Below are 15,390 nucleotides of genomic sequence, written 5' to 3' on the forward strand. Positions count from 1 at the left end.
CCGCCCATCGGGCGGCTTGTGCTGCTTTATGTAGGGTAAAGCGGCGTTATTTGTTTTTCACCTGGGATTTGAAATCGCGTTCGGCATAGCCGGTGTACAGCTGGCGCGGACGGGCAATCTTGATGCCTTCGTCGTGCATTTCGTTCCAGTGTGCAATCCAGCCGATGGTACGGGCGATGGCGAAGATTACGGTGAACATGGATGAAGGAATACCCATTGCCTTCAGAATGATGCCTGAGTAGAAGTCGACGTTCGGGTACAGCTTCTTCTCGATGAAGTACGGGTCGTTCAGCGCGATGTGTTCCAGCTCCATCGCCACTTCCAGCAGGTTGTCGTCCTTCTTGTTCAGTTCTTTCAGCACTTCGTGACAGGTTTCGCGCATCACGGTGGCGCGTGGGTCGTAGTTCTTGTACACGCGGTGGCCAAAGCCCATCAGGCGGAAGGAGTCGTTCTTGTCCTTGGCGCGCTTGATAAACTCAGGGATGTGCTCAACGGTTTTGATCTCTTCCAGCATTTTCAGCGCGGCTTCGTTGGCGCCGCCGTGTGCCGGCCCCCACAGGGAGGCGATACCGGCCGCGATACAGGCAAACGGGTTAGCGCCTGAAGAACCTGCGGTACGTACGGTAGAGGTGGAAGCGTTCTGCTCGTGGTCTGCGTGCAGGATCAGGATGCGATCCATTGCGCGTTCCAGCACAGGGTTCACCACGTATTCTTCACACGGGGTTGCGAACATCATGTGCAGGAAGTTACCGGCGTAGGACAGGTCGTTACGTGGGTAAACGAACGGCTGGCCCAGGGAATATTTATAACACATGGCCGCCACGGTAGGCATTTTGGACAGCAGGCGGAACGCGGTGATCTCGCGGTGACGCTCGTTGTTGACGTCCAGCGCATCGTGGTAGAACGCCGCCAGGGCACCGGTCACGCCGCACAGTACTGCCATTGGGTGCGAGTCGCGGCGGAAACCACGGAACAGATGGGTGATCTGGTCGTGGATCATGGTGTGGCGGGTTACGGTCGTTTTAAAGGTTTCGAACTCTTCTGCGGTTGGGGTCTCGCCGTACAGCAGGATGTAGCACACTTCCAGGTAAGAAGACTCTTTCGCCAGCTGTTCAATCGGGAAACCGCGGTGCAGCAGCACGCCTTTGTCACCGTCGATAAAGGTGATTTTTGATTCGCAGGAAGCGGTAGAGGTAAAGCCGGGATCAAACGTGAAATAACCTTTGGAGCCCAGGGCGCGGACATCGAGGACATCGGGGCCCAGTGTCGGGGATAATACGCCCAGTTCGATTGGAGCTTCACCATCATTAATGGTTAGCGTCGCTTTCTTATCAGTCATTTACTGTCTCCTTAGCGCCTTATTTTAAAAACCTCTAACAACTGAAATACCTTAATTCTCCTCAGGTTGCCCGCAAAAAATGGTGCGGACGCTAACTCTGTGAGCGACTGCGCAAATGCGCGGGTAGGGTACAGAGTGCTAACCAGGCGAACGAGGCGGGTGACCAGTTGTTAACGATTCATCGGAATTCGTTATATTCTGTTAATCTTACCTACGACGTGTTCGGGGGTTGTTGAACCTATCCCAATAAACTGTTTTATATGCCTTATTTTGTTTAATCTGCGGCGAACTGCTGCAAACATGTCCGGCAAAAACCGCCATTGGGATAGGTTCTGCCAAATACACTGTTGCATATCTTGAACACAGGGGGAAGTGTATCTGCTGACCTATAGCGCATCATAGGACCGTTTGTGCCCCTATATGTAATGGAATTGTTGATCTCTTGTCAAATCAGATAATTAATTTTGTGCCAATTGTGAAATTCGTGATCTAAATCACTGTTCGGGGGAAATGTTACCAAAGGGATTGTATGGGAATTGTAATCAGAATGTGATCCTCCTATACTGCCGCCAGGTCTCCGGGATACCCTGAAGTAGGAGCACCCAGCGTTATAACTACGCGCCGTTTAAGCACAGAGGATGTTGTTGTTTGAGCGCGTGACGTGTGAGGGTTTTGGCTCTTAACGCTGTCTGATCCCCGCCCAGGCCGGAGGAAGGAAAATAATAAGAGCTGTGTGGGCAAAAACGTGAAAAAACAAAGACCTGTCAACCTGGATCTGCAAACGATCCGGTTTCCCGTAACTGCGATAGCGTCCATCTTACACCGAGTCTCTGGCGTAATTACCTTCGTTGCCGTGGGTATCCTCCTCTGGCTGCTGGGCCTGTCTCTCTCTTCCCAAGAGGGGTTCATGCAGGCTGCCGCCATCATGAATAGCTTCGTTGTCAAATTCATATTCTGGGGCATCCTCACGGCGCTGGCCTATCACATTTGCGGTGGTATTCGCCACTTGTTAATGGATTTTGGCTATATCGAAGAGAGTTTAGCTGCCGGTACCCGTTCTGCCCAGGTGGCGATCGGTCTGACCGTCGTGCTGTCAGTTCTGGCTGGAGTCCTCGTATGGTAAACAATGTTTCTGCATTAGGACGCAACGGCGTACACGACTGGTTGTTACTGCGTGCTTCCGCTATCGTCATCACCCTGTATGTTCTGTATATCCTGGGCTTCTTCGTTACGGCTCCGGATCTCACCTACGAAATCTGGCGCGGCTTCTTCGCCACCTCTATTACGAAAGTGTTCACTCTGCTGACGCTGCTGTCGATTCTGGTTCACGCCTGGGTCGGTTTGTGGCAGGTATTGACGGATTACGTCAAACCTTTGGCGGTACGTCTGGTGTTGCAACTGGCGATTGTTGTCGTGTTGCTGGTCTATTTACTGTACGGAACAATCGTAGTGTGGGGTGCATAAGATGAAACTGCCGATCAGAGAATTTGATGCTGTAGTTATCGGTGCAGGCGGCGCAGGTATGCGCGCGGCACTGCAAATTTCTCAAGCAGGCTCCAGCTGTGCCCTGCTGTCCAAAGTATTCCCGACCCGTTCCCATACCGTGTCTGCGCAGGGCGGTATCACCGTTGCGCTGGGCAACAACCACGATGATAACTGGGAATGGCATATGTATGACACGGTGAAAGGTTCCGATTATATCGGTGACCAGGACGCCATTGAATATATGTGTAAAACCGGCCCGGAAGCGGTTCTGGAGCTGGAACATATGGGCCTGCCGTTCTCCCGTACGGACGAAGGCCGCATTTATCAGCGTCCGTTCGGCGGCCAGTCACTGAACTTCGGTGGCGCACAGGCGGCACGCACCGCTGCGGCGGCTGACCGTACCGGTCACGCGTTGCTGCACACCCTGTACCAACAGAATTTGAAAAACCACACTACTATCTTCTCCGAGTGGTATGCGCTGGATCTGGTGAAAAACCAGGATGGCGCAGTGGTCGGCACCACGGCTATCTGCATCGAAACCGGTGAAGTGGTTTACTTCAAAGCCAAGGCCACCGTGCTGGCGACCGGCGGTGCGGGCCGTATTTACCAGTCCACCACCAACGCCCATATCAACACCGGCGACGGTGTCGGCATGGCGCTGCGCGCCGGCGTGCCGGTGCAGGACATGGAAATGTGGCAGTTCCACCCGACCGGCATCGCCGGCGCCGGGGTCTTGGTGACCGAAGGTTGCCGTGGCGAAGGCGGTTATCTGCTGAACAAACACGGCGAGCGTTTCATGGAGCGCTATGCGCCGAACGCCAAAGACCTGGCGGGCCGTGACGTCGTAGCCCGTTCTATCATGATTGAAATCCGCGAAGGCCGCGGCTGTGACGGTCCATGGGGCCCACACGTCAAGCTGAAGCTGGATCACCTGGGCAAAGAAGTGCTGGAATCCCGTCTGCCGGGCATTTTGGAACTGTCGCGCACCTTCGCGCACGTCGACCCGGTGAAAGAGCCGATTCCGGTTATCCCAACCTGCCACTACATGATGGGCGGTATTCCGACCAAAGTGACCGGCCAGGCGTTGACCGTGAACGAAAAAGGCGAAGACGTGGTGATCCCGGGTCTGTTCGCCGTGGGCGAAATTGCCTGCGTTTCAGTGCACGGTGCCAACCGTCTGGGCGGCAACTCGTTGCTGGACCTGGTGGTGTTCGGTCGTGCCGCCGGCATGCATCTGCATGAGTCTCTGGCGGAGCAGGGCGAAAGCCGTGATGCCAGCGATTCTGATGTAGAAGCATCGCTGGATCGTCTGAACCGCTGGAACAACACCCGTTCCGGTGAAGATCCGGTCGAAATCCGTAAGGCGCTTCAAGCCTGCATGCAGCACAACTTCTCGGTATTCCGCGAAGGCGATGCGATGGCGAAAGGCCTGGAAGAGCTGAAAGTGATCCGTGAACGTCTGAAGAACGCACGTCTGGACGATACCTCCAGCGAGTTCAACACCCAGCGCATCGAATGCCTGGAGTTGGATAACCTGATGGAGACCGCGTTTTCCACCGCCGTGTCGGCCAACTTCCGTACCGAAAGCCGTGGCGCACACAGCCGCTTCGACTTCCCGGAACGTGATGACGCCAACTGGCTGTGTCACTCGCTGTATCAGCCGCAATCGGAAAGCATGACGCGTCGTGAAGTGAACATGCAACCGAAGCTGCGCCCGGCATTCCCGCCGAAAGTGCGTTCTTACTAATTGCGGAGATCGATTGATGAAACTCGAATTTTCAATTTATCGCTACAATCCGGATGTTGATGACGCTCCGCACATGCAGGATTACAGCCTGGAAGCGGAAGAAGGTCGCGACATGATGTTGCTGGATGCCTTGATCCTGCTGAAAGAAAAAGATCCTAGCCTGTCGTTCCGTCGTTCCTGCCGCGAAGGCGTGTGTGGTTCCGACGGGATCAACATGAACGGTAAAAACGGCCTGGCATGCATCACCCCGATCTCGTCGCTGCGTAAAGGCAACAACAAGATTGTGATCCGCCCGCTGCCTGGCTTGCCGGTAGTGCGCGATCTGGTGGTGGATATGGGTCAGTTCTACACCCAGTATGAAAAGATCAAACCTTACCTGCAGAACGACGGCAAGAACCCGCCGGCGCGTGAACACCTGCAATCGCCGGAGCAGCGCGCCAAGCTGGACGGACTTTATGAGTGCATTTTATGCGCTTGTTGTTCGACCTCTTGCCCGTCATTCTGGTGGAACCCGGACAAATTCATTGGCCCGGCTGGCCTGCTGGCGGCATACCGCTTCCTGATTGACAGCCGCGACACGGAAACCGAAGAACGTTTAGACGATCTAGACGACGCTTTCAGTGTTTTCCGCTGCCATAGCATTATGAATTGTGTCAGTGTATGTCCTAAAGGCTTGAACCCGACGCGTGCTATCGGTCATATCAAGTCTATGCTGCTGCAACGCGGCGCATAAGCGGAATGAGATGCTGCGCCGGGCAGTTTCCGGCGCACATCACAAAGGAGGGAGCCTCTAAAAACTGACCCGTGGCTGCGGCACTATGCAGCCAGGTTCGCCCGCCGGTTTTTAGAGGTTCCTTGTAAGGGACCGCAAGGTCCATAGCAGAACGTACCGTAAAAGTACGTCGAGTGAACCGTTTCTACGGCAAACCGTATCCATCACGGTAATTATGTTAACCACGGCGAAAACTAAAGCTTCAAAGCTTAAGGGATCATGATGCAGAACGGCGCAATGAAGGCCTGGCTGGATTCCTCCTATCTGGCGGGCGCGAACCAGTCTTACATAGAACAGCTCTATGAAGACTTCTTAACCGATCCGGGCTCCGTTGAAGATAGCTGGCGTTCCATTTTTCAACAGCTACCAACCGCGGGTGTAAAACCCGATCAGCTTCACTCTCAAACGCGTGACTACTTCCGCCGCCTGGCGAAAGACTCCGCGCGTTACAACACCACCATCAACGACCCAGACACCGATGCCAAACAGGTCAAGGTACTGCAGCTGATTAACGCCTTCCGTTTCCGCGGACATCAGCATGCCAACCTCGATCCGCTCGGTCTGTGGCAGCGTGAGCAAGTTCCTGACCTTGAACCCGCCTATCACAACCTGACCGAAGCCGACTTCCAGGAAACCTTCAACGTGGGTTCTTTCGCTATCGGCAAAGAAACCATGAAGCTGGGCGACCTGTATGCCGCGCTGAAGCAGACTTACTGCGGCTCGATCGGTGCGGAATACATGCACATTACCAACACTGAAGAGAAACGCTGGATCCAGCAGCGTATTGAATCGGTGGTGGGGCACGCCAGCTTTACCGATGATGAGAAACGCCGCTTCCTGAACGAACTGACCGCAGCGGAAGGTCTGGAGCGTTACCTCGGTGCCAAATTCCCAGGGGCGAAACGCTTCTCGCTGGAAGGTGGCGATGCGCTGGTACCGATGCTCAAAGAGATGGTGCGTCACGCCGGTAAGAACGGTACGCGCGAAGTGGTATTGGGCATGGCCCACCGCGGCCGTCTGAACGTGTTGATCAACGTACTGGGCAAAAAACCTGCCGACCTGTTCGACGAGTTTGCCGGCAAGCATAAAGAACACCTCGGCACCGGTGACGTTAAATATCACCAGGGCTTCTCCTCCGACGTAGAAACCGAAGGCGGCATGGTTCACCTGGCGCTGGCGTTTAACCCGTCGCACCTGGAGATCGTCAGCCCGGTGGTCATGGGCTCAGTTCGTGCTCGTCGTGACCGTCTGGACGAAGCGCGCAGCAATATGGTACTGCCAATCACCATCCACGGTGATGCCGCCATTACCGGCCAGGGCGTGGTTCAGGAAACCCTGAACATGTCGCAGGCTCGCGGCTACGAAGTGGGCGGCACGGTGCGTATCGTGATCAACAACCAGGTTGGTTTCACTACCTCCAACCCGTTGGATGCGCGTTCTACCGAATATTGTACTGACATCGCCAAGATGGTGCAGTCGCCGATCTTCCACGTAAATGCTGACGATCCGGAAGCGGTGGCCTTTGTGACCCGCCTGGCGTTGGATTTCCGTAACACCTTCAAACGTGACGTGATGATCGATCTGGTCTGCTACCGTCGCCATGGGCATAACGAGGCCGATGAGCCAAGTGCAACCCAGCCGGTGATGTACCAGAAGATCAAAAAACACCCAACGCCGCGCAAGCTTTATGCTGACGTGCTGACCGAACAAAAAGTCGCCAGCCTGGAAGATGCCACGGAAATGGTCAACCTGTATCGTGATGCACTCGACCGCGGCGATTGCGTGGTTGAAGAGTGGCGTCCGATGAACCTGCATAGCTTTACCTGGTCGCCGTACCTTAACCACGAATGGGATGAAGAGTACCCAAGCAAGGTTGAGATGAAGCGCCTGCAGGAACTGGCCCGTCGCATCAGCACCGTGCCGGAAGCGATCGAAATGCAGTCACGCGTAGCGAAAATCTACGCAGACCGCGCCGAGATGGCGGCAGGCAACAAAGCGTTCGACTGGGGCGCGGCGGAAACGCTGGCCTATGCCACCATGGTCGATGAAGGCATCCCGATTCGCCTTTCCGGCGAAGATGCCGGTCGCGGTACCTTCTTCCACCGCCATGCTGTGGTGCACAACCAGAAAAACGGTTCGGTCTACGTTCCGCTGGCCAATGTTCACAGCGGGCAGGGCGAGTTCAAAGTGTGGGACTCCGTGCTGTCGGAAGAAGCCGTACTGGCGTTCGAATATGGTTACGCCACCGCAGAACCGCGCACCCTGACCATTTGGGAAGCGCAGTTCGGTGACTTCGCCAACGGTGCTCAGGTGGTGATCGACCAGTTCATCAGCTCCGGCGAGCAGAAATGGGGCCGTATGTGTGGCCTGGTGATGCTGCTGCCGCATGGTTACGAAGGTCAGGGTCCAGAGCACTCCTCTGCGCGTCTGGAACGTTACCTGCAGCTGTGTGCTGAGCAGAACATGCAGGTGTGCATCCCGTCCACTCCGGCACAGGTCTACCATATGCTGCGTCGTCAGGCGCTGCGCGGTATGCGCCGTCCGTTGGTGGTGATGTCGCCGAAATCTCTGCTGCGTCACCCGCTGGCAACCTCGTCTCTGGAAGAGCTGGCTAACGGCACCTTCCTGCCGGCTATCGGCGAGATCGACGAGTTGGATCCGAAAGCGGTCAAACGCGTGGTCATGTGCTCCGGTAAGGTCTATTACGATCTGCTGGAACAACGCCGCAAGAACGACCAGAAAGACGTGGCTATCATCCGTATCGAGCAGCTGTACCCGTTCCCGCATCAGGCCGTTCAGGCGGTGCTGGAGAAGTATGCTCACGTGCATGATTTCGTCTGGTGTCAGGAAGAGCCGCTGAACCAGGGCGCCTGGTACTGCAGCCAACACAACTTCCGTGAAGTGGTGCCGTTCGGGGCTTCTTTACGTTACGCAGGACGTCCAGCCTCTGCCTCTCCGGCAGTCGGTTACATGTCCGTACACCAGAAGCAGCAGCAGGCTCTGGTTAATGACGCGCTGAATATTGTTAAAGATTAAGGGAAAGCTAAATGAGTAGCGTAGATATTCTGGTACCTGACCTTCCTGAATCGGTTGCGGATGCGACCGTAGCCACCTGGCACAAGAAACCAGGTGACAGCGTCCAGCGTGACGAAGTTCTGGTTGAAATCGAAACTGACAAAGTGGTTCTGGAAGTTCCGGCAAGTGAAGCTGGCATCCTCGATGCGATCGTGGAAGAAGAGGGCGCAACCGTGCTTTCTCGCCAACTGCTAGGCCGCATCCGCCCGGGTGACAGCTCCGGCAAGCCGACCGCCGAGAAGAGCCAGGAGAAAGAAGCCACGCCTGCACAGCGCGCGACTGCCAGCCTGGAAGAAGAGAGCAACGACGCGCTCAGCCCGGCGATCCGCCGTCTGATTGCCGAACACGATCTCGATGCTGCCGCCATCAAAGGCAGCGGCGTGGGTGGCCGTATCACCCGTGAAGACGTGGAAGCGCACCTGGCTAACGGCAAAAAAGCCGATAAGCCTGCCGCTGCCGCCGTTGAAGCCGCACCGCAGCCTGCTCTGAGCAGCCGCAGCGAAAAACGCGTGCCGATGACCCGCCTGCGCAAACGCGTGGCCGAGCGCCTGTTGGAAGCGAAGAACAGCACTGCGATGCTGACCACCTTCAACGAAATCAACATGCAGCCGATCATGGACCTGCGCAAGCAGTACGGTGAAGCCTTCGAAAAACGTCACGGTGTACGTCTGGGCTTCATGTCCTTCTACATCAAGGCGGTGGTTGAAGCCCTGAAGCGCTTCCCGGAAGTGAACGCTTCCATCGACGGTACCGACGTGGTGTACCACAACTACTTCGATATCAGCATTGCGGTATCTACCCCACGCGGCCTGGTAACCCCGGTACTGCGTGACGTAGACACCATGAGCATGGCGGACATCGAGAAGAAAATCAAAGAGCTGGCAGTTAAAGGCCGTGACGGCAAATTGACTGTGGAAGAGCTGACCGGCGGTAACTTCACCATTACCAACGGCGGCGTATTCGGTTCACTGATGTCTACCCCGATCATCAACCCACCGCAGAGCGCCATCCTGGGCATGCACGCCATTAAAGATCGCCCAATGGCGGTTAAAGGCCAGGTTGTGATCCAGCCAATGATGTATCTGGCACTGTCTTACGATCACCGCCTGATCGACGGTAAAGAATCCGTCGGTTACCTGGTGACGGTAAAAGAGATGCTGGAAGATCCGGCTCGTCTGCTGCTGGACGTATAACCCTGATGGGCGCGTATATCTTAAATCATTGAAGTTGCATCGCGGCGGCAACGGAGCGAATCCCCAGGAGCATAGTCAACTATGTGACTGGGGTGAGAGAAGGCAGCCAACAAAGATGCAGCTTTAAGGATGACAGAGATTGCCGCGCCCACACTCTGTGCTATGTGGCCGACGAAAGTCATGCGGTTTTCCGCCAAAATGACTCGGCTAAAACCTTCAGAACTGAATGGATAGAACATCATGAATTTACACGAATATCAGGCAAAACAGCTGTTTGCTCGGTATGGCATGCCGGCACCAACCGGTTACGCCTGTACCACACCGCGTGAAGCGGAAGAAGCCGCATCCAAAATCGGCTCCGGCCCGTGGGTGGTTAAATGTCAGGTTCATGCTGGCGGCCGCGGTAAAGCTGGCGGCGTTAAAGTTGTAAACAGCAAAGAAGATATCCGCGCTTTCGCTGAAGCCTGGCTGGGCAAGCGTCTGGTGACCTACCAGACTGACGCGCTGGGCCAACCTGTTCACCAGATCCTGGTAGAAGCCGCGACCGACATCGATAAAGAACTGTACCTGGGCGCGGTAGTAGACCGTGCCAGCCGTCGCGTGGTGTTCATGGCATCCACCGAGGGTGGCGTTGAGATTGAGAAAGTTGCGGAAGAAACGCCGGAACTGATCCACAAAATGACCATCGACCCACTGGCAGGCCCACAGCCTTACCAGGGCCGTGAACTGGCCTTCAAACTGGGCCTGACCGGCAAGCAAGTTGGCCAGTTCGCCAAGATCTTCATGGGCCTGGCGACCTTGTTCCTGGAGCGCGACCTGGCGATGGTTGAGATTAACCCGCTGGTGGTGACCAAGCAGGGCGATCTGATCTGTCTGGACGGTAAACTGGGCGCTGACGGTAACGCACTGTTCCGTCAACCTGAGCTGCGTGAAATGCGCGACCTGTCTCAGGAAGACGAGCGTGAATCCCGTGCGGCACAGTGGGAGCTGAACTACGTTGCTCTCGACGGCAACATCGGCTGCATGGTTAACGGCGCAGGCCTGGCGATGGGGACCATGGACATCGTTAAGCTGCACGGCGGTGAGCCAGCCAACTTCCTCGACGTAGGCGGTGGTGCAACCAAAGAGCGCGTGACCGAAGCCTTCAAAATCATCCTGTCCGACGACAAGGTGAAAGCGGTATTGGTTAACATTTTCGGTGGTATCGTGCGCTGCGACCTGATCGCTGACGGTATCATTGGCGCCGTAGCCGAAGTGGGCGTTAACGTCCCGGTGGTGGTGCGTCTGGAAGGGAATAACGCCGAACTGGGCGCCAAGAAACTGGCGGACAGCGGTCTGAATATCATTGCTGCGACCAGCCTGACTGATGCGGCTCAGCAAGTTGTTGCGGCAGTGGAGGGTAAATAATGTCCATTTTAATCGATAAGAACACCAAAGTTATCTGTCAGGGTTTCACCGGTAGCCAGGGGACCTTCCACTCCGAACAAGCTATCGCTTACGGCACCAAAATGGTCGGTGGCGTGACGCCGGGCAAAGGCGGCACTCAGCACCTGGGCCTGCCGGTGTTCAACACCGTGCGTGAAGCGGTAGAAGCGACCGGCGCCACGGCGTCCGTTATCTACGTACCGGCACCATTCTGCAAAGACTCCATTCTGGAAGCTATCGATGCAGGCATCAAACTGATCATCACCATTACCGAAGGCATCCCGACGCTGGATATGCTGACCGTCAAGGTGAAGCTGGATGAAGCCGGCGTGCGTATGATTGGCCCGAACTGCCCAGGCGTTATCACCCCGGGCGAGTGCAAAATCGGCATCATGCCAGGCCACATCCACCTGCCAGGCAAAGTGGGCATCGTTTCCCGCTCCGGCACCCTGACCTACGAAGCGGTGAAGCAAACCACCGATACCGGTCTGGGCCAGTCTACCTGTGTAGGCATCGGCGGTGACCCGATCCCAGGTTCTAACTTCATCGATATCCTGAAGTTGTTCCAGGAAGATCCGCAAACTGAAGCGATCGTCATGATCGGTGAGATCGGCGGCAGCGCAGAAGAAGAAGCAGCGGCGTACATCAAAGAACACGTGACCAAGCCGGTAGTTGGCTACATCGCGGGTGTTACCGCGCCTAAAGGCAAGCGTATGGGCCATGCCGGCGCCATCATTGCCGGCGGCAAAGGCACTGCGGACGAAAAATTCGCAGCGCTGGAAGCGGCAGGGGTTAAAACCGTGCGCAGCCTGGCTGACATCGGCGAGGCAGTTAAAGCGGTTCTGAACCGCTAATTTAATCTGCGGTAGTCCGTATTCAAGCAGGGTCAGACCAAGTGTCTGGCCCTGTTTTTTTTTGCCTGCACGAGAGGGAATAGGGCATTGCGGTGGCCGTGGTGAGCGTTAGCGGCATCAATTAAAGGGGGGAGGGACGGGTGGACGTATTTAAGCACTGCTTTATCGATAATTATTCTTTTTATTGCCTACAATTATCAGAGTAAAAAAATAAGCTAAGCTTGTCCTATTAGCAGGTTAATAAGCGTTAACATCATTCACACTCGAGACTTCATTTAAATACAGATAACCATTAAATATCACATCTATTTAACACAAAAAGTACCTAGATAGACTACGAAACCATTATGTAACATAACCACAAGATAATTATGAGAAATTGTGAGCTGAATCTGGAAATAAAATTCAGATAGGCTTAAATTGTTCCAGATCAAATTAGGGCTGAGTACCTCTTTGGGCTAAAATTTGACCTGTAACCAAAAGTCTAACCCATATCACGTAAAAACCTATTTATTGTGTGGGATTGGGCGAGTATCATCCATGGTGAATATGGATGGTTGATCTTGTTGCATTTGTTACCCGTTGTCGGTTTTCAGTGGTGTGTTTAGTGCACTGGCCAGTACGGCCCGCGTCGAATGCATGGTTGAAAGCGGAGAAGCTGGATCAAATTTTTGTTGTGTTTAAGGGCATTCACTGCGGGGCGTTACCGGTAGCTTCACCCGAAGTCATATCGATAACCGCATGTCGGAGTCTTCCTGCGAGGAGCAAGGAGTCAAGATGTTTGATATTGTCGAACTGTCGCGCTTACAGTTTGCTTTAACGGCGATGTACCACTTCTTATTTGTCCCATTAACGCTAGGCATGGCGTTTTTGCTGGCAATTATGGAAACGGTATATGTACTGTCAGGCAAACAAATCTATAAAGATATGACCAAATTCTGGGGCAAGTTATTTGCAATTAACTTTGCTCTGGGTGTGGCCACCGGTTTGACCATGGAGTTCCAGTTCGGGACCAACTGGTCATATTTCTCACACTACGTCGGTGATATTTTCGGGGCCCCTCTGGCCATCGAAGGTCTGATGGCGTTCTTCCTTGAATCGACGCTGGTCGGCCTGTTCTTCTTCGGCTGGGATCGTCTGGGCAAGGTGCAGCACATGGCCGTAACCTGGCTGGTGGCACTGGGCTCAAACTTCTCTGCGCTGTGGATCCTGGTGGCCAACGGCTGGATGCAGAACCCTATTGCCTCGGACTTCAACTTCGAAACCATGCGCATGGAGATGCTCAGCTTCTCCGAACTGGTGCTCAACCCGGTTGCGCAGGTTAAGTTCGTTCACACCGTAGCTGCCGGCTACACCTGTGGTGCGATGTTCGTACTGGGTATCAGCTCTTACTACCTGCTGAAAGGCCGTGATACTGCCTTTGCCAAACGTTCCTTCGCAATCGCTGCCAGCTTCGGTATGGCTGCCGTACTGTCCGTAATCGTACTGGGTGATGAATCCGGCTACGAAATGGGTGACGTGCAGAAAACCAAACTGGCCGCCATCGAAGCCGAATGGGACACTCAACCGGCTCCAGCTTCCTTTACCCTGTTCGGTATTCCGAATCAGGATAAAATGGAAAACTCCTACGCGATCCAAATTCCTTATGCGCTCGGCCTGATTGCCACCCGCTCAACGGATACTCAGGTCACCGGCCTGAAAGATCTGATGGCGCAGCATGAAGTGCGTATCCGCAACGGGATGAAAGCCTACCAACTGCTGGAAGAGTTGCGCAGTGGCAATACCGATCCGGCGGTTCGCGCCGAGTTCAATAAAGCCAAGCAGGATTTGGGCTACGGTTTACTGCTGAAGCGCTATACCCAGAACGTCACCGACGCGACGGAAACGCAGATCCAGCAGGCGACCAAAGACTCTATCCCACGCGTAGCACCGCTGTACTTCGCCTTCCGTATCATGGTGGCCTGTGGCGTGCTGATGTTGCTGATTATCGGTCTGTCGTTCTGGAGCGTGCTTCGTGGCCGCATTGGCCAGAGAAAGTGGCTACACCGTGCGGCGCTGTATGGCCTGCCGCTGCCGTGGATTGCCATCGAAGCCGGCTGGTTTGTGGCTGAATACGGTCGTCAACCTTGGGCGATTGGTGAGGTGCTGCCGACTGCGGTTGCCAACTCTTCACTGACTGCGGGCGACATTCTGTTCTCGATGGGGCTGATTTGCGGCTTGTACACCCTGTTCCTGGTGGCTGAAATGTACCTGATGTTCAAATTTGCACGTCTGGGTCCAAGCAGCCTGAAAACTGGCCGCTACCACTTTGAACAACCGACTGCCGCCGTGCAGGAAGCGCGCTAAACAGGAGTCCACGTATGTTTGATTATGAAGTACTGCGATTTATCTGGTGGGTCCTGATTGGCGTACTGCTGATCGGTTTCGCCGTCACCGACGGTTTCGACATGGGGGTCGGCATCCTGGTGCGCATTATCGGTAAAACCGATACCGAGCGCCGGGTGATGATCAACTCCATCGCGCCGCACTGGGACGGTAACCAGGTGTGGCTGATCACGGCCGGTGGTGCGCTGTTCGCCGCCTGGCCAATGGTCTATGCGGCGGCGTTCTCCGGTTTCTACGTTGCCATGATCCTGGTGCTGTCCGCCTTGTTCTTCCGCCCGGTCGGTTTTGACTACCGCTCGAAGCTGGAAAGCAGCCGCTGGCGCAACATGTGGGACTGGGGCATCTTCATCGGCAGCTTTGTGCCGGCGGTGGTGTTCGGCGTGGCGTTCGGCAACCTGCTGCAGGGCGTGCCGTTCCACATGGACGAATACATGCGTCTGTTCTACACCGGCAACTTCTTCCAACTGCTGAATCCGTTTGGCCTGTTGGCGGGTGTCGTCAGCCTGACCATGCTGGTGACCCAGGGGGCAACCTACCTGCAGATGCGTACTAGCGGTGAGATCCACCTGCGTGCACGTGCTGCGGCGCAGATCTCCACGTTGGTGATGGCGGTGTTCTTCCTGTTGGGTGGTATTTGGCTGGTGAAAGGCATCGATGGTTATGTGATTACCTCGGCGCTGGATACCATGGCGGAGTCTAACCCGATGCGTAAAGAAGTGGCTCATCAGGCCGGTGCCTGGTTGATCAACTTCAACAAGTATCCGCTGCTGTGGGCATTGCCTGCCCTGGGTGTGGTGCTGCCGCTGTTTACGGTGCTGTTCTCCCGCATGTCGAAAGACGCGCTGGCGTTCGTGACTTCGTCACTGACCATTGCCTGCGTGATCCTGACTGCCGGTGTGACCATGTTCCCGTTCGTGATGCCGTCAAGCACCGTGCCTAACATCAGCCTGACCATGTGGGATGCCACCTCCAGTCTGTTGACGTTGGAAGTGATGACCGTTGTCGCGGCGATCTTCGTGCCTATCGTTCTGGGGTACACCAGCTGGTCGTACTACAAAATGTTCGGCCGTCTCGACAAAAACTTCGTCGAGAACAACAAGCATTCGCTGTATTAA

11 protein-coding genes are annotated in these 15,390 nt (G+C 55.2%); 10 read left to right on the forward strand and 1 reads right to left on the reverse strand.

The features are described from left to right. Window positions 1–46 precede the first annotated feature (46 nt). The gene (locus tag H0S68_RS06040; RefSeq protein WP_020825670.1) at window positions 47–1,339 is read right to left on the reverse strand and encodes a citrate synthase; all 1,293 of its coding nucleotides are present in this window, start codon (window positions 1,337–1,339) and stop codon (window positions 47–49) included. A gap of 733 nt (window positions 1,340–2,072) precedes the next feature. Here H0S68_RS06040 and sdhC point away from each other — a divergent pair. From sdhC to cydB, 10 genes are all read left to right on the forward strand, one after another. Next, entirely contained in the window at window positions 2,073–2,462 is a 390-nt protein-coding gene (gene sdhC / locus H0S68_RS06045) for a succinate dehydrogenase cytochrome b556 subunit (protein WP_020825671.1), read from the forward strand. Next, window positions 2,456–2,803 carry a succinate dehydrogenase membrane anchor subunit gene (gene sdhD, locus H0S68_RS06050; protein ID WP_020825672.1) on the forward strand — a complete coding sequence of 116 codons (348 nt, stop codon included), beginning with the start codon at window positions 2,456–2,458 and terminating at the stop codon, window positions 2,801–2,803. The genes sdhC and sdhD overlap by 7 nt, the downstream gene beginning before the upstream one ends. Window position 2,804: 1 nt before the next feature. Next, window positions 2,805–4,571 (forward strand): succinate dehydrogenase flavoprotein subunit, encoded by a 1,767-nt coding sequence (gene sdhA / locus H0S68_RS06055; RefSeq protein WP_020825673.1) that lies wholly within the window; start codon window positions 2,805–2,807, stop codon window positions 4,569–4,571. Between the two features lie 16 nt (window positions 4,572–4,587). Beyond that, window positions 4,588–5,304, forward strand: a complete 717-nt coding sequence (locus H0S68_RS06060; protein WP_020825674.1) for a succinate dehydrogenase iron-sulfur subunit — start codon at window positions 4,588–4,590, stop codon at window positions 5,302–5,304. Between the two features lie 261 nt (window positions 5,305–5,565). After that, complete coding sequence (sucA, locus tag H0S68_RS06065) at window positions 5,566–8,379, forward strand: 2-oxoglutarate dehydrogenase E1 component (protein ID WP_020825675.1); 2,814 nt, start codon at window positions 5,566–5,568, stop codon at window positions 8,377–8,379. 11 nt (window positions 8,380–8,390) lie between these two features. Then, the gene (gene odhB, locus H0S68_RS06070; protein ID WP_020825676.1) at window positions 8,391–9,611 is read left to right on the forward strand and encodes a 2-oxoglutarate dehydrogenase complex dihydrolipoyllysine-residue succinyltransferase; all 1,221 of its coding nucleotides are present in this window, start codon (window positions 8,391–8,393) and stop codon (window positions 9,609–9,611) included. 240 nt (window positions 9,612–9,851) lie between these two features. Beyond that, window positions 9,852–11,018 (forward strand): ADP-forming succinate--CoA ligase subunit beta, encoded by a 1,167-nt coding sequence (gene sucC, locus H0S68_RS06075; RefSeq protein WP_020825677.1) that lies wholly within the window; start codon window positions 9,852–9,854, stop codon window positions 11,016–11,018. Next, on the forward strand, window positions 11,018–11,890 hold the full coding sequence (gene sucD, locus H0S68_RS06080) for a succinate--CoA ligase subunit alpha (RefSeq protein ID WP_020825678.1): 873 nt from the start codon (window positions 11,018–11,020) through the stop codon (window positions 11,888–11,890). The genes sucC and sucD overlap by 1 nt, the downstream gene beginning before the upstream one ends. Window positions 11,891–12,667: 777 nt before the next feature. Further along, the gene (cydA, locus tag H0S68_RS06085; protein WP_020825679.1) at window positions 12,668–14,236 is read left to right on the forward strand and encodes a cytochrome ubiquinol oxidase subunit I; all 1,569 of its coding nucleotides are present in this window, start codon (window positions 12,668–12,670) and stop codon (window positions 14,234–14,236) included. A 14-nt stretch (window positions 14,237–14,250) separates the two neighbouring features. Next, complete coding sequence (cydB, locus tag H0S68_RS06090; protein ID WP_020825680.1) at window positions 14,251–15,390, forward strand: cytochrome d ubiquinol oxidase subunit II; 1,140 nt, start codon at window positions 14,251–14,253, stop codon at window positions 15,388–15,390.

The sequence above is a fragment of the Serratia sp. AXJ-M genome (genome assembly GCF_046531865.1).
Lineage (GTDB): Bacteria > Pseudomonadota > Gammaproteobacteria > Enterobacterales > Enterobacteriaceae > Serratia > Serratia liquefaciens.

Coding starts and splice junctions, on each gene's coding strand:
- H0S68_RS06040 (WP_020825670.1), bottom strand. CDS start 1,339: ATGACTGATAAGAAAGCGACGCTAACCATTAATGATGGTGAAGCTCCA.
- sdhD (WP_020825672.1), top strand. CDS start 2,456: ATGGTAAACAATGTTTCTGCATTAGGACGCAACGGCGTACACGACTGG.
- sdhA (WP_020825673.1), top strand. CDS start 2,805: ATGAAACTGCCGATCAGAGAATTTGATGCTGTAGTTATCGGTGCAGGC.
- H0S68_RS06060 (WP_020825674.1), top strand. CDS start 4,588: ATGAAACTCGAATTTTCAATTTATCGCTACAATCCGGATGTTGATGAC.
- sucA (WP_020825675.1), top strand. CDS start 5,566: ATGCAGAACGGCGCAATGAAGGCCTGGCTGGATTCCTCCTATCTGGCG.
- odhB (WP_020825676.1), top strand. CDS start 8,391: ATGAGTAGCGTAGATATTCTGGTACCTGACCTTCCTGAATCGGTTGCG.
- sucC (WP_020825677.1), top strand. CDS start 9,852: ATGAATTTACACGAATATCAGGCAAAACAGCTGTTTGCTCGGTATGGC.
- sucD (WP_020825678.1), top strand. CDS start 11,018: ATGTCCATTTTAATCGATAAGAACACCAAAGTTATCTGTCAGGGTTTC.
- cydA (WP_020825679.1), top strand. CDS start 12,668: ATGTTTGATATTGTCGAACTGTCGCGCTTACAGTTTGCTTTAACGGCG.
- cydB (WP_020825680.1), top strand. CDS start 14,251: ATGTTTGATTATGAAGTACTGCGATTTATCTGGTGGGTCCTGATTGGC.